Origin of the sequence: Streptomyces sp. PU-14G, from assembly GCF_041028275.1 — a bacterium.
Lineage (GTDB): Bacteria > Actinomycetota > Actinomycetes > Streptomycetales > Streptomycetaceae > Streptomyces.
In genome coordinates this window covers 1-18,392 of record NZ_JASKYT010000139.1, presented here as the reverse complement: position 1 = coordinate 18,392, position 18,392 = coordinate 1, and the positions used below count along the sequence as shown (strand labels likewise).

At 73.0% G+C, this 18,392-nt stretch carries 15 protein-coding genes; 3 read left to right on the top strand and 12 right to left on the bottom strand.

What is annotated here, in order from left to right; genetic code table 11:
* From AB8Z75_RS17885 to AB8Z75_RS17865, 5 genes are all read right to left on the bottom strand, one after another.
* Positions 1–910, bottom strand: a 910-nt coding sequence (locus AB8Z75_RS17885) for a sensor domain-containing protein (RefSeq protein ID WP_369203135.1), incomplete at its 3' end; no start/stop codon positions are given.
* Between the two features lie 227 nt (positions 911–1,137).
* Positions 1,138–2,457, bottom strand: a complete 1,320-nt coding sequence (locus AB8Z75_RS17880; protein WP_369203133.1) for an FtsX-like permease family protein — start codon at positions 2,455–2,457, stop codon at positions 1,138–1,140.
* Positions 2,454–3,344 (bottom strand): ABC transporter ATP-binding protein, encoded by an 891-nt coding sequence (locus AB8Z75_RS17875; RefSeq protein WP_369203131.1) that lies wholly within the window; start codon positions 3,342–3,344, stop codon positions 2,454–2,456. The genes AB8Z75_RS17880 and AB8Z75_RS17875 overlap by 4 nt, the downstream gene beginning before the upstream one ends.
* 84 nt (positions 3,345–3,428) lie before the next feature.
* A complete protein-coding gene (locus tag AB8Z75_RS17870; RefSeq protein ID WP_369203129.1) occupies positions 3,429–4,082 on the bottom strand; it encodes an HAD family hydrolase in 654 nt (217 codons plus the stop codon).
* Positions 4,079–5,242, bottom strand: coding sequence for a magnesium and cobalt transport protein CorA (locus AB8Z75_RS17865; RefSeq protein WP_369203127.1), 1,164 nt, complete (start codon positions 5,240–5,242; stop codon positions 4,079–4,081). Before AB8Z75_RS17865 ends, AB8Z75_RS17870 begins: the two co-directional genes overlap by 4 nt.
* Positions 5,243–5,503: 261 nt before the next feature.
* Here AB8Z75_RS17865 and AB8Z75_RS17860 point away from each other — a divergent pair, with 261 nt between their 5' ends.
* A complete protein-coding gene (locus AB8Z75_RS17860; RefSeq protein WP_369203125.1) occupies positions 5,504–6,022 on the top strand; it encodes a nuclear transport factor 2 family protein in 519 nt (172 codons plus the stop codon).
* A 108-nt stretch (positions 6,023–6,130) separates the two neighbouring features.
* Here AB8Z75_RS17860 and AB8Z75_RS17855 read toward each other — a convergent pair whose 3' ends face one another.
* The 3 genes from AB8Z75_RS17855 to AB8Z75_RS17845 all read right to left on the bottom strand — a co-directional run bounded on the left by AB8Z75_RS17855 (position 6,131) and on the right by AB8Z75_RS17845 (position 10,377).
* On the bottom strand, positions 6,131–7,471 hold the full coding sequence (locus AB8Z75_RS17855) for an NAD(P)/FAD-dependent oxidoreductase (protein WP_369203123.1): 1,341 nt from the start codon (positions 7,469–7,471) through the stop codon (positions 6,131–6,133).
* A gap of 249 nt (positions 7,472–7,720) precedes the next feature.
* Entirely contained in the window at positions 7,721–9,811 is a 2,091-nt protein-coding gene (locus tag AB8Z75_RS17850; RefSeq protein ID WP_369203121.1) for a PhoX family phosphatase, read from the bottom strand.
* Between the two features lie 365 nt (positions 9,812–10,176).
* The gene (locus AB8Z75_RS17845; protein ID WP_369203119.1) at positions 10,177–10,377 is read right to left on the bottom strand and encodes a hypothetical protein; all 201 of its coding nucleotides are present in this window, start codon (positions 10,375–10,377) and stop codon (positions 10,177–10,179) included.
* Positions 10,378–10,774: 397 nt separating this feature from the next.
* Between AB8Z75_RS17845 and metG the strand changes: the two genes are divergently transcribed.
* Entirely contained in the window at positions 10,775–12,412 is a 1,638-nt protein-coding gene (gene metG / locus AB8Z75_RS17840; protein WP_369203117.1) for a methionine--tRNA ligase, read from the top strand.
* Positions 12,413–12,453: 41 nt separating this feature from the next.
* Here the strand turns inward: metG and AB8Z75_RS17835 are convergent, their stop codons facing one another.
* From AB8Z75_RS17835 to aspS, 4 genes are all read right to left on the bottom strand, one after another.
* Positions 12,454–12,627, bottom strand: coding sequence for a hypothetical protein (locus tag AB8Z75_RS17835; RefSeq protein ID WP_369203115.1), 174 nt, complete (start codon positions 12,625–12,627; stop codon positions 12,454–12,456).
* The gene (locus AB8Z75_RS17830) at positions 12,612–13,001 is read right to left on the bottom strand and encodes a Uma2 family endonuclease (RefSeq protein ID WP_369203113.1); all 390 of its coding nucleotides are present in this window, start codon (positions 12,999–13,001) and stop codon (positions 12,612–12,614) included. The genes AB8Z75_RS17835 and AB8Z75_RS17830 overlap by 16 nt, the downstream gene beginning before the upstream one ends.
* On the bottom strand, positions 12,998–13,606 hold the full coding sequence (locus tag AB8Z75_RS17825; RefSeq protein ID WP_369203111.1) for a Uma2 family endonuclease: 609 nt from the start codon (positions 13,604–13,606) through the stop codon (positions 12,998–13,000). The genes AB8Z75_RS17830 and AB8Z75_RS17825 overlap by 4 nt, the downstream gene beginning before the upstream one ends.
* A gap of 134 nt (positions 13,607–13,740) precedes the next feature.
* Positions 13,741–15,519 carry an aspartate--tRNA ligase gene (aspS, locus tag AB8Z75_RS17820; protein WP_369203109.1) on the bottom strand — a complete coding sequence of 593 codons (1,779 nt, stop codon included), beginning with the start codon at positions 15,517–15,519 and terminating at the stop codon, positions 13,741–13,743.
* A 119-nt stretch (positions 15,520–15,638) separates the two neighbouring features.
* On the opposite strand from aspS, the gene AB8Z75_RS17815 reads away from it, so the two are divergent.
* Positions 15,639–18,353: a SpoIIE family protein phosphatase gene (locus AB8Z75_RS17815; RefSeq protein ID WP_369203107.1), complete on the top strand. Its 2,715-nt coding sequence runs from the start codon at positions 15,639–15,641 to the stop codon at positions 18,351–18,353.
* The last annotated feature ends 39 nt before the right edge of the window (positions 18,354–18,392 follow it).

Sequence of the window (18,392 nt, the reverse complement as noted above, 5' to 3'; positions counted from 1 at the left end):
GGGCGGGGGCGAGACCGTTGTCGAGGACGGGCGGGTGGATGCCGCGGACGAGGTCGCGCAACTCGGCCAGTGCGGTGCGGGCGTTGCCGAGTGACTGGTCGAGGAGGTGACGGGCCGCTTCGGTGTCGGCCCGGGAGGGTTCGGGCGCGCTCAGCGCTTCGCGGGCGCGGGTCAGCGCCATCGCGAGGGCGACGAGGCGCACCTGGGCACCGTCGTGCAGGTCCCGTTCGATGCGGCGCAGGGTGGCGGCGGAGTCGCGTACGGCCAGGGCCCGGGTCTCTTCGAGGTCGTGGACGCGCTCGGCGAGGCGGAGCGGGGCGAGCAGGGCGCGGGCCAGGAGCCGTACCAGAGCGGTCAGCCGGCGGGCGGCCCAGCCGGCGAGCGCCAGCAGGACGAGCCCCCCGGCGGCCACCGCCAGGGCGCGCGGCCAGGTGTCGAGGGGTGTGGTGCCGGTGAGTTCGAGTCCGACGTGTCCGTTCTGGCGTACGGCGCGGAACCACAGCGGGTAGGACAGCAGCGCCAGCCCGTAGAGCCGTACGGGCAGGTGCACGGCGAACAGCACCACGCCGAGCGGCGCGTTGACGACGGCGAACGCCGCGCACCGCCAGGTCGCGCCGTCGTGCGCGGCGCGCAGCGGCCCGGGGCGCGGGGGCGCCGGCACGTCTTCGCGCAGGAGCCCGCGTACGAGCAGGCGTTGGAGGTCGGTGAGGGCGCGGACAGCCGTCAGGACGAGGGAGAGGACGGGGATCCCCGCCCTCGTCACGCACAGCGCGGCGCCGAGCGCGACCAGTGCCAGCGCGGGCAGCCCCAGCAGCGCGGGGACGAGCCCCGCCACCGCGTACGCGAGGGCACGCAGCGCCTTCCGTGTCGCGGGGACGCCGCACGTGGGGGAGGTGGCGGTCACGGTCACCGGGCCTGTCTTCGCGAGGTCACGTCTTCGTGGTCGAGTCTTCGTGGGGTCACATTTTCGTGGGGCGAGTCTTCGTGAGGTCACGTCTTCGTGGGGCCACGTCCTCGTGAGTCGAGTCTTAGCGAGGTCACGTCCTCGTGGGGTCGCATCTTCGTGAGGTCGACTCCAGGGGCCAGGGCCGGGGGAGACGCGGCGGACGGCCGCGGAGGACATCGTGCACCGTACGGTCAACGGGGCAGTGCCCGTCGCAGGTGCCCCGGTACCGGTGCCAGGGACGACAGGAGTGTGAGGGCCAGGACCCCGCCGCCGATGCCCGCCCACCCGGTGGCCGGCAGCGCGGCGAGGGAGGCACCGGCGGCCTCCCCCAGCGGCACCGTCACCGCGAGGGCCACGGCGGTGCCCGCGCCGAACCCCGCGAAGGCGACCGTCACCGCCTCCGCGGCCCGCACCCGCACGACCTGCCAGGACGCGGCACCCACCGACCGCAGCAGTGCCACCTCGCGGCGGCGTTCCGCGCTGAGCATCACCAGCGTGTTGGCGGCGGCGAGCGCGGCGAAAGCGGCGTAGAGGACGGTCGCGAACACGTCGACCCACGGCGGTTGGGCCGCGTGCGCGAGCGCCGCCAGCTTGACCAGCGTGAAGGCGACGACCAGCGCCACGGGTGTGACGGCGGAGGACAACCGCCCGGCCTGCGCCCCGATCTGCGCGAAGGCCAGCTGCGTCGCGGCTCCCCCGCCCAGCGCGCGGGGCGCCGTGACCACGCGCAGCGGCCAGAACAGCAGCCGAGCCGCCACCCGCGCCAGGAGTGGGCCCGCGCACCCGACGGCGACCAGATGGGCAAGCAGGACGAGCGGCAGACGCTCGCCGACATCCTCGCGCGGGCCCGCCGCGGTGACCGCCGTCAACAGCGCGGCACCGCACAGCGCGACGAGCGCCAGAGCGCCCCGCACCACGCCCGTCACCGTCAGCCCGCGCCGCGCCCCCGCCGTCTCGGAGAGAGCGTCGGAGGGGCGGGCGCGGGCGGCCCGGTGCGCGGCGAGCAGTCCGCCGAGCTGCGAGGTGACGACCAGCACGCCGCAGGCCGCGAGCGCGGGCGGCCAGCCGACGGTGAGCGGCACGCCGTCCGGTACCAGCCCGTGTGCGGCCATCCCCGCCAGCCAGCCGCGCGCCAGCAGGTCTCCCAGTGCGTAGCCGGCGGGCAACGCGGGAAGCGCGGTGCACAGCACCTCCACGGCGACCGTGCGCCTGATCTGCCACGGCGCCGCGCCCACCGCCCGCAGCAGGGCGTGCTCGCGGGCCCGCTGGGCCACCGCGAGCGCCGTCACCAGCGCGATGACGAAGAGCGAGAGGTAGCCGGTCACCACGGTGAACCCCGCCCCCATGGCGGTCATCTGCTCGCGGACGGCGGCCTCCCGCACGCCTGAGGCCGTCCGCAGCATCGCCACGGAGGCCGTCACGACGGTGGCGGACAGCACCAGCACGGAGAAGACCCCCGCGAACGCGACGGGCCGCGCCCGCAGCGAGGCCCGCGCGAGTCCCGCCGTCATACGGTTGCCTTTCTCGCGTGGCTCCGGGCCGCGGCGGACGGCGGCGTCGGGCCCGGCCCGTGCGGGGCCGTCGACTCCGCGGCTCCCGCCGCCGTCCGACCGGCCAGGGCGCGCATCCGCCCGGCGATGTGCGCGGCGGTCGCACCGCGTCCGCCGTCCGCGGTCCCAGCCAGTTCCTCCACCACCCGGCCTTCGGCCAGGAAGAGCACGCGGTCGGAGTAGGAGGCGGCCACCGGGTCGTGGGTGACCATCAGCACCGTCGCGCCCGAGGTGTCCACCGACCGGCGCAGCAGGGCGAGTACGGTCTCGGCGGTGGCCGGGTCGAGGGCGCCCGTCGGCTCGTCGGCGCAGATCAGCTCGGGCTGGGTGACCAGGGCGCGGGCGAGGGCGACGCGCTGCTGCTGGCCGCCGGAGAGTTCGGCGGGGCGGCTGCCGGCGCGGTCGCCGAGGCCGACGCGCAACAGCGCGTCCGCGGCGCGGGCCCGGTCGGCGCGGCCGGCCCCGCCGCCGGCCAGCCGCAGGGGCAGCCGCACGTTCTGCTCGGCCGTGAGGGCGGGGAGCAGGTTGAACGACTGGAAGACGAAACCGATCCGCTCGCGGCGCAGCCTGGTCAGGGCGCGCCCGCCCATCCTGGTCAGCTCGTCACCGCCGAGCCGCACGCTGCCCCCGCCCGGCCGATCGAGACCGGCCGCGCACTGGAGCAGGGTGCTCTTGCCGGAGCCCGAGGGGCCCATCACCGCGGTGAAGCTGCCCCGCGGCAGCGCCACGTCCGCCCCGTCCAGCGCCCGCACCCGCTGCCGCCGCCGCCCGTAGCAGCGGGTGACCCCCGTCATGACGAGGGCGGGCGCACCGTCGTGGCCGCCGTCGTTGTCTGGCCTGTTTCTCATGGGCACGACGCTACGAACGGGCGGGCCGCGCCACGAGGGAGCCGCCACCCGTATCGGGGGTTCGGAATCACCGAACCCCCCTTCTTACGCCTGAAGCAGTTCCGCCAGCGCGAGCAGGCCCGTGACGCGCACGTCGGGGGCGGGCTCGTGCGCTGCGGCCCACAGGTGGCCCCACGGGCCCCTGACGAGGTGGCAGGTGCGCAGTCCTGCGGCGCGGGCCGGGCCCACGTCGCGGGAGGGGTGGTCGCCGACGTAGAGGGTGGCGGCCGGTGCGCTGCCCGTGGTGGCCAGGACGCGGGCGAAGAAGGCGGGGTCCGGCTTGGCGCAGCCCCACTCCTCGGAGGTGGAGATGGTGGCGGCGGGCAGGTCCATCGCGCGCAGCAGGGCGCCCGCGCGGGCCGTCTGGTTTCCGGCGACGTGCACGGCCGTCCCGGCCTCCACCAGCGCGGTGAGGGCCGGGCGGACGTCCTCGTACAGGTCGGACTCGTCCAGGTGCTCCCCCGACCCGGCGGCCTCCCGCGCGGCGCGCTCCGCGTCCACGTCGATGCCGGGCCGGGCCAGGCGCAGCGCGTCCTGGTTGTCCCGCCCCTGCGCGACGACCGCTCCGACGAGCGCGGACAGGGTGTGCCGGGGCACGCCCAGCCAGTCCGCCCACGAGCCCCAGTAGCGGTCGTCGCGCACGAGCGTCTCGCCGACGTCGAGGACGACGGTGGTGACGCCGGTCAGGTCAGGGTTCACAGCCAGCCGTTTCTGCGGAACGCGCGGTACATGGCCACGCAGGCGACGACGATGACGACGAGGACGAGCGGGTAGCCGAACACCCAGTCGAGCTCCGGCATATGGTCGAAGTTCATGCCGTAGATCCCGCACACCATCGTCGGCACGGCGACGATGGCGACCCACGCGCTGATCTTGCGCATGCCCTCGTTCTGCGCCGTGGACACCTGCGCGAGGTGCGCCTGGAGGATGGAGTCGAGGAGGGCGTCGAAGGACGCGATCTGGTCGGTGACGCGCACCAGGTGGTCGGCGACGTCCCTGAAGTACTTGCGTATCTCCGCGTCGATCAGCCGGTTGGGGCGGGAGGAGAGCAGCTCCAGGGGGCGCGCGAGCGGCTGGGTGGCGCGCTTGAGTTCGAGCAGCTCCCGCTTGAGCTGGTGGATGCGTCCCGTCTCGAAGGCGCCGCCGCCCCGCGCGGAAGGGGCCTGCGGCGCGAAGACGGCGCTCTCCAGGTCGTCGATGTCGGTCTGCACCTCGTCGGCGACCAGCAGATAGTCGTCGACGACCTGGTCGGCGACCGCGTGCAGCACCGCGGCCGGGCCCTGCGCCAGCCGCTCCGGATCGGCCTCCAGCGCCTCCCGCACCGGGCCGAGGGAACCGTGCCTGCCGTGCCGCACGGTGATCACGAAGTCGGTTCCGGCGAAGACGACGATCTCGCCGGTGTCCACCACCTCGCTGCTGGTCGTCAGCTCCTCGTGCTCCACATAGCTGACCGTCTTGAAGACCGCGAACATCATCTCGCCGCCGAAGCCGGAGTGCGAGCCGAACCACTCGGCCTTCGGCCGCTGGTGCGGCTCGATCGCGTTCTCCACCGCCAGCGGATGCAGCCCGAACAGCTCGGTGATGCCCTCGAACTCCGCCTCCGACGGCTCGTGCAGCCCGATCCACACGAAACCGCCCCCACCCGGGCCGGAATCGCCGCCCCTCTTGCGGACGCAGGCCAGCGCCTCCTCGATGCCGCACTCGGCCATCAGCCGCGTGCCCTCGCTGTCGTAGGCGACACAGCTCACCACCGAGGTGCCCAGCGGTGAGCGCACCGGGTGGGAGAGGTCCACCGAGGGGCGCGGCAGGCGGGGCCGCACCACCCGGCGCAGGCTGCGCACCACCGGGACCGTGGGCATGGGGGGCTCCTCGGCTTCCTCGTCGTCGTCGGTCTCCCCCAACTGTGCCCGCAAAACGCGCCCGAATGCGCGGGCCTCGCCCGTACTCCCCCGGGGGTACCGGCGGGTAGGGGGGCGTGCGCCCGGCGGAGTAACCCGCTCTCGTCCTTCCGCCCGACGCGCCGGCCGCTCCGCGGGGGCCACCCTGGGGGACGCGGGCCGCGCCTGCGCGCGAGCGCGCACCCACGGGGAGCAGTCCACGCGCGAGAAGGAGGGTGCCGGATGGCCGCGACCCCACGCTCCACGGTCTCCCGCGACCTGACGACGTTCGGGTCCCGCTGGGCGGGTGCCGAACTGCGCGGCGACATCGCCGCGTTGGAGGCGCTGCTGACCGACGACTTCGTGGCCGTCGGCCCCCGCGGCTTCCTGCTGGACAAACGCCGCTGGCTGGCACGGTACGAGACGGGGGCGCTGGTGCACGACCTGTTCACCTGGCACACCGAACACCTGCGCCGCCATGGCGACGGCGCCGTCCTCCTCGGCGTCCAGAGCCAGCAGTCCGTCTACGAGGGCCGCGACGTCGACGGCCACTTCCGCGCCACCCATCACCTCACCACGGCGGCCTCCGCAGGCACCTCCGCCACCGCCGCCACCGCGCGCCCCACATGGCGCCTGGCCGCCCTCCATCTCTCCCCGATCGAGGGAACCCCGCCCGAGTCGCTGGCGGGCCTCACCGCCCAAGGCGGGCGGAGTCAGGCGCAAGCGGCCGGCTCGACCCGGCGCGGGGTCAGCGAGCGGTAGGTGTGGCCCAACTCGCGGCCGAGGACCCGTGCCGTCACCGGCCGCCGCGGCTGAACGCGCGGACGACCTCGCGGATGACGGCTCCGAGCACGGTGCGGAAGAACCACCTCACGCCGTCAGTTCCCGGGCGCGCTCCTGGGTGAGGTAGGCGTCGGTGGCCTCCATGTCCTGGAGGGTGGCGGGACGCCGGGAGAGGAACCCGGTGCGCAGGAAGTCGTCACCGGTCAGCGCGTTGAGGTTCCAGTTGGCCACCGTGCGCGCCTTGGCCGTGAAGGTCGGCAGTGCCATCAGGTGGTAGCCGCGGGCGATGACCTGGGCGGGAAAACCGGAGACCTCGTACCCGAGGGGCCTGGCGACCGCGTCGGTGCCGCCGAGGTCGACGACCAGCCCCAGATCCTTGTGCCGGTAGGGCGTCATCGGCTCCCCGCGCAGCGAGGCGAGCAGGTTGCGTGCCATGTGCTTGCCCTGGCGGCTGGCGTGCTGCGCCGTGGGCGGGCAGACGGCGCCGCCGACCTTCGTCAGGTCGGGCACGGCCGCCGCGTCACCCAGCGCGTAGAGCCCCCGGTGCCCCGGCACGGTGAAGTCGGCGTTCACCACCAGACGGCCCTTCATCGTCTCCGCGTCGAGCGTGCCGATGAGCGGGCTCGCGGCGACCCCGGCCGTCCAGATGAGCGTGCGGGAGGGCAGCACCCGGTTGTCCGTGAGGGTGATCCGCCGCTCCTCCGCCTTGGCGACGGAGACGCCCAGCGACACGTCCGTGCCGCGCTCCCGCAGGATCTGCTGGGCGCGCCGGCCCAGTCTCGCTCCCAGCTCCGGCATCAGCTTCGGAGCGACGTCGAGAAGGTGCCATCTGATCAGGTCGGGATCGAGCCGCGGGTAGCGGCGCGCGGCGGAGTTGGTGAGCCGCTGGAGGCAGGCGACCGTCTCGGTGCCGGCGTAACCGCCTCCGACGACCACGAACTGCAGCCGCTCGGCCTTCTCCTGCTCGTTGGTGCTGGCCGCGGCGAGGTCGAGCTGGGCGATGACGTGATCGCGCACGTACGCGGCCTCGGCGAGCGTCTTCATGCCGCGGGCCTGCTGGGTGAGGCCGGGGATGTCGAAGCTGCGGGTGACGCTGCCGGGGGTGAGGACCAGGTGGTCGTAGCGGTAGTTCTGGGTCTCACCGCTGATCAGCCGCACGACACACACCTTGTCGTGGGTGTCGATGCCGATCACCATGCCGGGGATGATCGAGGTCCTGTGCAGCAGCCTGCGCAGCGGGGGCGCGACGGACTGCGGGGTGAGCACCCCGGCGGCCACCTGGGGCAGCAGCGGCAGGTACAGCTGGTAGCTGGCGGGGGTGACGAGGGCGATCTCGGCCTCTTCGGGCCGCAGACCACTCTCCAGCCCGCGTGCGCACTCGACTCCGGCGAAGCCGCCGCCGACGATCAGAATTCTGGTTCGCTCCATGGCTGCACCCGCAACGGTTGGCGTGCGTATGGCGTACTTGCCCTTTTCGTCCTCCCGGACAGCCTGGCACGGGGCGGCGGGGGCCGCCACCGCTGCCGAAGACCGCGCGGGGCGAGGACCGCACGGCCACCGCTGCCGAAGACCGCGCGGGGTGAGGGCCGGGTGCCGCCCCCGCCCCTCGTCGTCCTCACCCCGCGCGACCAACCGTCACGCCGCCGGAGCCGTCACCGGCCGACGCCGGAGCCGCCGTCACCGGCCGACGTCGGAGCCGTCCTCGGGCCACACCGCGACGACCGAGGGCCGCACGTACTTCCCCGGCCCGTCGGGCCAGGCGGACGCGGGCTTCTCGACGGAGGCGCCGTCCACCTCGCCCGGGTGCTGGACCGAGACGAGGACGCGGCGGTCCTGGACCAGCGGCCCGCACGTCTCCGCGCCCGTCGGAACGGTCAGGAACTGCCGCACCTGCCCGCGCCGCTCCCCTGCGGTGGCGACACCGAACAGCCCGTCGTGCGAACCCAGCTCGTTGCCGTCCGTGGACAGCCACAGGTTGCCGTAGTCGTCGAAGGTGACGTTGTCCGGGCAGGAGATCGGGCTCACCTCGTCCTTGGGGAAGCCGCCGAAATAGGTGCCCGGGTCCTCGGGGTCACCGCACACCAGGAAGAGGCGCCACGAGAAGCGCAGCGACTGGGGATCGTCGCCGCGCTCGGCGAACTCCAGCACCTGCCCGTGCTTGTTGGCCCGGCGCGGGTTCGCCTCGTCGGGGCCCGCCTTGCCCGCCGTGCCCCGGTCGGTGTTGTTGGTCAGCGCCACGTACACCCGCCCTGTACGCGGGGAGGGCTCGATGTCCTCGGGGCGGTCCATCTTGGTGGCGCCCGCCTTGTCGGCGGCCAGCCGGGTGAAGACGTAGACCTCCTCCGCGCTCATGCCCTCGACGAACGACCTGTCGCCCGCGGCCAGCGGAATCCACCGGCCCGTGCCGTCGAACTCGCCGTCCTCGGGCAGCGTGCCCTTCCCGTCGATCTCGTCGGCGGGGCTGTTCCCGGTCAGCTTGGCGACGTAGAGGGTGCCCTCGTCCAGCAGGGAGAGGTTGTGGCGGCGGTCCTCGGCGCTCTTGCCGCGGCGCATCGTCTTCTTCGAGACGAACTTGTAGAAGTAGTCGAAGCGCTCGTCGTCGCCCATGTAGACGACCGCGTGCCCGTCCCGCGTCAGCCGCGGCTGCGCCGCCTCGTGCTTGAAGCGGCCGAGCGCGGTGTGCTTGCGGGGCGTGGAGTCGGGGTCGTACGGGTCGACCTCGACGACCCAGCCGAAACGGTGGACCTCGTTGGGCTCCTTCGTCAGGTCGAACCTCTCGTCGAACCGCTCCCAGCGCCGCTGGCTCGCCCCGCCGACGACGCCGTATCGCTTGAGGGTGGCCGCCCGCTCGGGATCGGTGACCTTCTCCGCATGGGCGAAGTACTGGTTGAAGTTCTCCTCGCCGGAGAGCACCGTGCCCCACGGAGTGGTGCCGCCCGAGCAGTTGTTGAGGGTGCCCAGCACCCGGCGCCCGCGCGGGTCAGCGGAGGTGCGCAGCAGGCGGCTGCCCGCCGCGGGGCCCGTCACCTCGAACGGGGTGGTGGCGGTGATCCGCCGGTTGAGCGGGTGGCGCGGCACGGCCCGCAGCGTGCCGGTACGCCGCTGCCCCGCGACGGCGACCACGGACAGGCCGTGCGCCGCCCAGGCGATCTCCACCTGTTCGCGCGTGGGCTCGTCCGGGTCGTACCCCGCGAACATCAACTCCTCGTTCGTGTACTCGTGGTTGGCCACGAGCAGCTGGTCGGCGTCGTCCCCGTGGCCCCTGCCCCCGCGGGAGTGGAGGGGCAGCAGCGTGAGGAAGTCGTTGTTGTAGCCGAACTGGCCGGCTTGCGCCTCGGCGCTCTGCCGCGTCGGATCGAAGGCGGGGGCCCCGCGCAGAATCGGTTCCCCCCACCGGATCACCACGTTCTGCCCGTACCCCTCGGGCACGGTCACCTTGTCCGCCGTGTTCGGCGCCACGGGCGTGAAGCGCAGTCCCCTGGGAGCCCTGCCGTGCTTGCGGCCCTTGCCCGTCGGGACAGCGGCGGAGGCCGGTGCCGCGCCGGGGCCCGCGACAGCGCCGGTACCGACCGCTGTCGCGGCCCCCACCACGGCGCCGGCGCGCAATACCGAACGGCGCGAGAGGGCGCGGGCGATGACGTCACCCGCGTACTCGTTCGCACTGGTGTTGGGCACCTCGTGGAAGCAGGCGTCACCGCAGCGGTAGCGGCAGGTCATCGCTGATCTGCCACCCGGGTGCGAGGTGAGCAGCGGCAACGGCTTTCGCATCGTCCATCCTCCGGTCTGTGCGTCGTACGCCGACGAGACGCTAGGCCCACGGGCACTCCGGCGTATGACACCGGAATGAACCCCGGCTGAACAGGCACCCGGGTCCGCCCGGGCGGGCCCCGAGGGGGCGCGGGGAACCGCGCGACCGACCCCACGCCACCCGCGGGCCGCCACCCGCTGTGAGCAGTGGCCCGCTGCGAACAGCCGCCCGCCGTGAACAGCCGCCCGCGGTGAACAGTGGCGCCCCCGGTGAACAGTGGGCACCCCGTGCCGGACGGGATCCGCAGGAGCCTCCTGGGCGACGAGGCGCGAAGGGCACCGGTCGAGGGGGCGAGGGGCGGAGGTCTACGGCGAGGGGCGGAGGTTTACGGCGAGGGCGCGGGGTCGCCGTCGCCCTCCTCGTCCCAGGCCAGCCGCACGGCCTCCGTGTGGGCGATCGTCTCGCCGATCCACTCGGGCGCGAGCGAGGTCTTCGCGTAGTCGCGGGCGCAGGGCAGACAGGCGTACGCGCTGCCGCCGGGCCCCGAGCCCGTCTCGATGATCGCGATCAGCGCCCGGTGCCTCACCGGCAGATCACAGCGGCAACACGTGCCCGGGTTGGGCCCTTCGGCCTCCACCCCGCCACCTCCTTCACCGTCACTGGCGTCGCTCCGTCGCCACATTGCACACGACGCGCCCGCCGCATCACCGTGCGTCACCTCGCGGCGCGGCGGCCTCCGCAGCGGCCAGCCTCCCCCGTACGGGGCCAACGCTCCCCGCACGCCACATCGTGCCCGCGTCGCACCCGCTTGTGGCCGTTGTCGTCGTCTCCGTGCACACGTGTAGCCGTTTGATGACCGTTGTTCTTCTTCCGCGACGCCCCCCGGCGCGAGTGACACCCGCCGCCTCGCCTTGACGCGCCTATGGCCGACCGCAGGGCGCGGGGCGGGAAAAGGGGTGGCGGACGGCCGATAGGATTCGGGTATGGCGGCCACTGGATCAGAGCAGGCGGGGACGAAGGCGTACTACGTCTCGACCCCCATTTACTACGTGAACGACGCTCCCCACCTGGGCCACGCCTATACGACCGTCGCGGGCGACGTGCTCACCCGCTGGCACCGCCAGCGCGGCGAGAAGGTGTGGTACCTCACCGGCACGGACGAGCACGGTCAGAAGATCATGCGCACCGCGGAGGCCAACGGGGTCAGCCCGCTGGAGTGGTGCGACAGACTCGTCGAGGAGTCCTGGAAGCCCCTGTGGGAGCACCTCCAGATCGCGAACGACGACTTCATCCGCACGACGGAGAAGCGCCACACCGACCGCGTCCGGGAATTCGTCCAGGACCTGCACGACCGGGGCGAGATCTACCAGGGCGGCTACGAGGGCCCGTACTGCGTACCCTGCGAGGAGTACAAGACCTACGGGGAACTCCTCGACGGAGAGGGAGAGTACGAGGGGCTGAAGCTCTGCCCCATCCACAAGAAGCCCGTGGAGATGCTGAAGGAGGAGAACTACTTCTTCAAGCTCTCCGCCTACGGCGAGCGGCTGCTGGCCCACTACGAGGCGCACCCGGAGTTCATCCAGCCCGAGTCGGCGCGCAACGAGGTCGTGCAGTTCGTGCGGCAGGGCCTGGAGGACCTGTCGATCTCCCGCTCCACCTTCGACTGGGGCGTCAAGATCCCCTGGGACGACAAGCACGTCATCTACGTGTGGATCGACGCGCTCCTCAACTACGCCACCGCCGTCGGCTACGGAAGCGACCAGAAGAAGTTCGAGGAGACCTTCCCCGCCGACGTGCACCTCGTCGGCAAGGACATCCTCCGCTTCCACGCCGTGATCTGGCCCGCCATGCTGATGGCGAACGGCCTGCCGCTGCCCAAGCGCATCGCCGCCAACGGCTGGCTGATGGTCGGCGGCGAGAAGATGTCCAAGTCGAACCTGACGGGCATCTCCCCGCACGAGCTGACCGACCACTTCGGTGTCGACGCCTACCGCTGGTACTTCCTGCGGGCCATCGCCTTCGGCCAGGACGGCTCCTTCTCCTGGGAGGACTTCTCCGCCCGCTACACCAGCGAGCTCGCCAACGACTACGGCAACCTCGCCTCGCGCGTGGCCGCCATGGTCGGCAAGTACTTCGACGGAACGCTGCCGGAGCCCGCCGCGCAGGGTGAGGCCGAGCAGGCCATCACCGACGGCCTGGCCCGGGCCGTACGGGAGGCGGACGAGAAGCTCGGGGAGCACCTCGACTTCGCGGGCGGCATCGCCGCGGTCTTCGACTTCATCAAGCAGGTCAACGGCTACCTGACCGAGCAGGCGCCGTGGAAGGTCGCCAAGACGGCGTTTGCCGAGGCCGCTGACGCGGCGGACTCCGCCGAGGCGCAGGCGCGGCTGGCCACCATCCTCTACACCGCCGCCGAGTCGCTGCGCGCCTGTGCGGTGCTGCTCAACGCGGTGATGCCGGAGTCCAGCGCCAAGCTGTGGGAGTCCCTGGGCGCCGAGCCGGCCCTGGGCGCCCTCGCGGACCAGCCCCTCGCCGAGGCGGGCCGCTGGGGACAGCTCCCCGCCGGCACGACCATCACCAAGGGCGCGGCCCTCTTCCCCCGGCTGGAGGAGACGAAGTAGAGCCCGCCTGCCATGGTGAGCCCCGCTCGCACGGGCGGGGCTCAGCGGGCCGGATACGGGCGCCACCCGGTGGTCGGCACGCTGAACCCCAGCGGCTCCGGCAGTACCAGCGGCTGGCCGAAGATGCCCTTTCCTGTCTCCACGTAGCATCGGCCGTCGAGCTGCAACACGTGCCATGTGGCGTCGTTGGGGTCGACGATCACATAGACCGGCACCCGACCGCCGCATAACGGCCCCGTTTGTCCTCGTAATCCCGCTTGATGGCGGTCCGGGTCGTGGAGACGGTCTCCACAACGGCGAGCACGATCTGTGTCGGCCAGTCGGGGTCCGCGTCGTCGGCAGGCCGGTCCTCACTCCGGACGACCACGGCGTCGGCGCGGGGCCGGTAGTCGTCGGCCACCAGCAGACCTCGCTCGGACCACGCCTCGAACGGGTCGGGTACATGGCGGACGAAGGTACGTCCCGGAATGTCGTGCACATGCCCCGGATTCGCCTGCATCACGAGCTCTCCGTCCAACAGCTCGACGTGCAGACCGTCCGGCACCTCGAGCTCGTGCCACATGCTGAGCAGCGGGTTGCTCTTCGTCACGACGGCTCTCCCCTTTTCCGGCGTTCGAGGGCGCCGTCCCCGTACACCGGCAGGCACGCCGTGTCGACGGGTTGCGTGAAGGGAGCGGGGAGCAGCAGTTCGTCGCCGTACTTGCCGCGCAACCGGCCCTGGTACTCGCCGTCCCGCGGGTGGGTGAAGAGCGCCCAGTCGCCGCCGCGCGGGTCGAGGACGAGCAGGGTGCGCACGCCCGCCGCCGCGTACCAGCCGTTCTTGGCGCTGACGTCCTTCGCCTTCTCCGACTTGGAGATCACCTCGACGGCCAGTTCGACGTCACCGGGGTCGACGAGCCATTCGTCGTCCTCGTCCCACTCCGTTGGCAGGACGACCAAGTCGGGGGTGCAGTAGTCCTCCGGGTCGCCAGGCAGGGCGATGGATGACACCTCATACAGGTCGATCCCGCCCGGTAGCTGCGGTGTGAGCAGGTGGCGCAGTCGCCTGATCGTTCCCGCGTGCTTGCCGCGCGGGGTCGGGGACATCACGAGTTTCCCTCCCAGGATCTCCACGCGCAGGCCGGTCGCCCTCTCGATCTCCTCCGCGACCTCGCGCAGGTTGCCGGGCCGGGGGCTCAGGGCGGGCACCGTCATGGTCGTTCGCCTCCACGTGGTGGCAGGGCGGGCTGCGTACGGGTCCACAGTAGCGGGCACGCCACGGGCCCGGGTCCCTCTTCGGTCGAGGGGCCCGGGCCCGTGGGGCGTCCGCGGCGGCGGAAGGCCGCGCGCTACTGCGCGGGCTTCACCTGCGGGGGCTTGCGCACCGACAGGTGCAGCTCGCGCAGCCGCTTGTCGTCGACCTCGCTGGGGGCGCCCATCATCAGGTCGAGGGCGTTGTTGTTGAGCGGGAAGGCGATGGTCTCGCGGATGTTGGGCTCGTCCGCGAGCAGCATCACGATGCGGTCGACGCCGGGGGCGATGCCGCCGTGCGGCGGGGCGCCGAACTGGAAGGCGCGGAGCATGCCGCCGAAGTCGCGCTCGACGTCCTCCTTGGAGTAGCCGGCGATCCCGAAGGCCTCGAACATGATCTCCGGCTCGTGGTTCCTGATGGCGCCGGACGACAGCTCGACGCCGTTGCAGACGATGTCGTACTGCCAGGCGAGGATGTCCAGCGGGTCCTTGGTGCGCAGCGCCTCCAGGCCGCCCTGCGGCATGGAGAACGGGTTGTGCGAGAACTCGATCTCGCCGGTCTCCTCGTCCTTCTCGAACATCGGGAAGTCGACGATCCAGCAGAAGCGGAAGACGTTCTCCTCGAAGTGTCCGGCGCGCTTGGCCGCCTCGACACGGACCGCGCCCATGATCTTGGAGACCTCGTCGAACTCGCCGGCCCCGAAGAAGACCGCGTGCCCCGGTGCCAGGCCGAGCGCCTCGGTCAGCGCCTTGACGTCGTCCTCGGTGAGGAACTTCGCGATCGGGCCTGAGAGCGAGCCGTCCTCGGCGACCCGCACCCAGGCCAGGCCCTTGGCGCCCTGCTCGACGGCGAAGTCGCCGAGGGAGTCGAAGAACTTGCGCGGCTGGGAGGCCGTGTCGGGCACCGGCAGCGCGCGCACGTGCTTGTCGGCGAACGCCTTGAAGCCGGATCCTGCGAAGAGGTCGGAGACGTCGGCCAGCTCCAGCCGGGCGCGCAGGTCCGGCTTGTCGGAGCCGTACTTGACCATGGCCTCGCGGAACGGGATGCGCGGGAAGGGCGAGGTGACCTCGCGGCCCTCGCCCAGCTCCTGGAACAGCTCGGTCATCACCGTCTCGATGACGGCGAAGACGTCCTCCTGCTCGACGAAGCTCATCTCCATGTCGAGCTGGTAGAACTCGCCGGGCGAGCGGTCGGCGCGGGCGTCCTCGTCGCGGAAGCAGGGCGCGATCTGGAAGTAGCGGTCGAAGCCGGCGATCATCAGCAGCTGCTTGAACTGCTGCGGCGCCTGCGGCAGCGCGTAGAACTTGCCCGGGTGGATGCGGGAGGGCACGAGGAAGTCGCGGGCGCCCTCGGGCGAGGTGGCCGACAGGATCGGGGTGGCCAGCTCGTTGAAGCCCTGGGCCACCATCTTCTCGCGGATCTTCGCGATGACCTGCGAGCGCAGCATGACGTTGCGGTGCATGCGCTCGCGGCGCAGGTCGAGGAAGCGGTACTCCAGCCGGCGCTCCTCGTTGACGCCGTCCTCGGCGTTGATGGTGAAGGGGATCTGCTCGGCGCCGCCCAGCACCTCCACCTGGGAGACCTCGACCTCGATCTCGCCGGTGGGCAGCTCGGGGTTGACGTTCTCCGCGCCGCGCGCGGTCACCGTGCCGTCCACCCGGACGACGGTCTCCTTGGACAGCGAGCTGAGCTTGGCGTCCAGCTCACTGGACTCGTCGCGGACGACGAGCTGCACGATGCCGTAGTGGTCGCGCAGATCGATGAAGAGGATGCCGCCCAGGTTCCGACGATTGTGCAGCCAGCCGCTGAGGCGGACGTCAGTGCCGACGTCCGTGGCGCGAAGCTGGCCGCAGGTGTGGGACCGGTACCGATGCATCATTCATCCAAGTCGTTCGGCTCAAGGGTCACAGTGGAATACCCCTCAGAGTACCGCCCTGGGCTACCCTGCCTCGCCCCCGTTTCCGCAACCCGACGGACTCTGCATAAAGTGGTGCAATGCGCACCGACGACGCCCTGGCAGCCCTGGGCGCGGGCCTGTGGACCTGGGACGACGCCACAGGCCTGGTGACGCTCGACACCCGCGCGGCGCGCCTGCTCGGAGTCGACGACCCCGCGGGATCTGCGGGAGCCGGGGAACCGACGGGCTCTGCGGGACCTGCGGGAGCCGGGGAGCCGACGGGGTCTGTGGGAGCCGGGGAACCGGCGGGATCCGCGGGGCCCGTGCAGTCGGCGGGACCGACCGTAACGCCCCCGCCGTCCGAGACCCCGCCCGGGGACGGAGCGGTGGGCGGGCGCGCGCCACGTACCGACACCCACCTCACCCTCTCGGGCAGCGCCGTCCGCTCCCACCTGCACGCCGTGGACTACGTGGGCTTCCAGAGCATCGTCACCCTCGCGCTCGCCGAGGAGACCACCGCCGAGGCGCTGCTGCGGGTGGTGGACGCGGACGGGGCGGTCGTGCGGACCGTCCGCACCGTCGTGCGCCCCGCGCCGCGCGCACCCGCCGGAAGCGGGCCGCAGGCGGAGGGCGCGCCGGGGCTGGTCGGCCTCCTGTACGCGGTGCCGGAGCCGGACGAGCCCCCCGCGCAGCAGGCCGCTGGTCCGCTGACCCGGGCGGCTCCCGGCGACCGTACGGGCCGGCGGCAGGCCGCGGACGGGCCGCAGGCGCGCGGCCCCGCGGACGAGTGGGACTGGCGCCGCAACCGGGAGGCCTTCCTGCTGGACGCCGGGCGTGCGCTGGCCGAGGCGTACACCACAGCGGACGTGCTGCGGGTCGCCGCGTCGCTGGCCATGCCGGGCTTCTCGCCCGACGCGCTCGCCGTCTTCTGCGTCAGCGGCGACCAGCTCACCGTCTACGGCGCCTCGCCCGGCGCCCCGGCGCGGCCCGGATACCCCTACGGTCCAGGGCACCCGTACGGGCCCGGCGGCGGCCTCGGCCCGCCCGGCAGCGGGGCCCGACTGCGGCTCACCGACGACGACCCGGCCGCGGAGGCCGTCCGCACCGGCCGCGCCCTCTACCTGCTCGACCCCCGGGAGTACGCGGACCGCTTCCCCGCCGCCCGCCCCACCGAGACGCAGCCGGGCCGTACCGCCTGGGCCTTCCTGCCGCTGACCGTCGCGGGCCGCACCATCGGCGCCTGGATGGCGGCCTTCGCCCAGCCCGTCGCCTTCACACCGGACGAGCGCGCCGTGCTGACCACCGTCGCCCGGATGCTCGCCCAGTCGCTGTCGCGGGCCCTGCTGAACGAGTCGGAGCGCGAGCTGTCCGCCCGGCTCCAGCGGGCGATGCGGCCCGCGCACAGCCCCGCCGTCCCCGGCATGGACCTGGCGGCGCGCTACGTGCCCACCGGCGGCGGCCTCCAGATCGGCGGCGACTGGTACGACGTGATCCCCCTGCCCTCGGGCAGGACCGCCCTGGTCATCGGCGATGTGCAGGGCCACGACGTGCGCGCTGCGGGGATCATGGGCCAGTTGCGGGTGGCCGTGCGGGCCTACGCCTCGGAGGGCCACCATCCGGACGCGGTCCTCTCCCGCGCCTCCCGCTTCCTGCACGGCATGAGCGCCGGTGAACGCGTCAACGCGCCCCCGCCCTCGGCCCCCGCCGAGGAGGCGGCGGGCTTCCCGCCCGAGGCCGGAGCGGGCGAGGAGGAGCCCGAGTACGCCGATCCGCGCTTCGCCACCTGCCTCTACGTGGAGGTCGACCCCGCCACCGGCACCCTGGACGTCGCCCGCGCGGGACACCCCGACCCGGCCGTCCAGCTCCCCGACGGGCCGATGATGGTGCGCCCCACCGCGGGCGGCCTCCCGCTCGGCATCGAACCCGACTCCGACTATCCGGTCACCCGGCTGGTCCTGGAGCCCGGTGAACGGCTGCTGATGTGCACCGACGGGCTGCTGGAGGCCGGCGGGCACGACCAGGAGACCGGCTGGGAGCGGATCAACGAGGTCGTCGAGAGGCTGCGCACGCGGCCGGACGACGGCGAGGCGGAGGCCGGCCCCGAACCCGAACCCGGCTCCGGACCCGGCCTCGAACAGGTCGCCGATGCGCTGATCCGTGCGGCGCACGGCGACGAGTGCGGCGCACCGGCGCGTACGGCGGCGCCCCCGCTCACTCCGCGCCGCGAGGACGACATCGCGCTGCTGCTCCTGTCGCGCGGCGCACGTGCCGCGGGCCTGCCGGCCGGGGGGACACCCGTCTCGGCACGCCGCACCGTGATGCAGGTCGCGCAGGCCCAGCCCGACCGGATCGCCACCGCCCGTCACCAACTGCGCGACCTGCTGCACGACTGGGCCGATCCGGAGCAGGTGGACGGCGCCGTGCTGATGCTGTCCGAGATGCTGACCAACGTGCTCGTCCACACCGACGGGGACGCGACGCTGGTCGCCCAGATCACCGCACCGGACGCGGGGGCTGTGCCGGGCGGCGCGCAGGGCGGTAGCCAGGAGCGCACGTTGCGGGTCAACGTCTCCGACGCCAGCGACGAGCTGCCGCACCGCCGCAGCCCCGGCGAGCTGGCCTCCTCGGGCCGCGGTCTGATGCTGCTGGGCATGCTCGCCGACCGGTGGGGCGTGGACCCGCGGGGCGAGGGCAAGTGCATCTGGTTCGAGATGCAGGAGGCCGACCCGGCGGCGAAGGACGTCGAGGAGGCGGCGGAGCCGTCACTGGACCAGTGGGAGGCGTGGGACCTCTCGGCCATCGACGACGACTGATCCGGGGTCGGTTCGGGGCGGGGCGAGGCGGTTCGGGCC

Bases quoted from the DNA above. Each gene is read 5' to 3' on its own strand.
- AB8Z75_RS17880 (WP_369203133.1), bottom strand. From the start codon at position 2,457: ATGACGGCGGGACTCGCGCGGGCCTCGCTGCGGGCGCGGCCCGTCGCG.
- AB8Z75_RS17875 (WP_369203131.1), bottom strand. From the start codon at position 3,344: ATGAGAAACAGGCCAGACAACGACGGCGGCCACGACGGTGCGCCCGCC.
- AB8Z75_RS17865 (WP_369203127.1), bottom strand. From the start codon at position 5,242: ATGCCCACGGTCCCGGTGGTGCGCAGCCTGCGCCGGGTGGTGCGGCCC.
- AB8Z75_RS17860 (WP_369203125.1), top strand. From the start codon at position 5,504: ATGGCCGCGACCCCACGCTCCACGGTCTCCCGCGACCTGACGACGTTC.
- AB8Z75_RS17855 (WP_369203123.1), bottom strand. From the start codon at position 7,471: ATGGAGCGAACCAGAATTCTGATCGTCGGCGGCGGCTTCGCCGGAGTC.
- AB8Z75_RS17850 (WP_369203121.1), bottom strand. From the start codon at position 9,811: ATGCGAAAGCCGTTGCCGCTGCTCACCTCGCACCCGGGTGGCAGATCA.
- metG (WP_369203117.1), top strand. From the start codon at position 10,775: ATGGCGGCCACTGGATCAGAGCAGGCGGGGACGAAGGCGTACTACGTC.
- AB8Z75_RS17825 (WP_369203111.1), bottom strand. From the start codon at position 13,606: ATGACGGTGCCCGCCCTGAGCCCCCGGCCCGGCAACCTGCGCGAGGTC.
- aspS (WP_369203109.1), bottom strand. From the start codon at position 15,519: ATGCATCGGTACCGGTCCCACACCTGCGGCCAGCTTCGCGCCACGGAC.
- AB8Z75_RS17815 (WP_369203107.1), top strand. From the start codon at position 15,639: ATGCGCACCGACGACGCCCTGGCAGCCCTGGGCGCGGGCCTGTGGACC.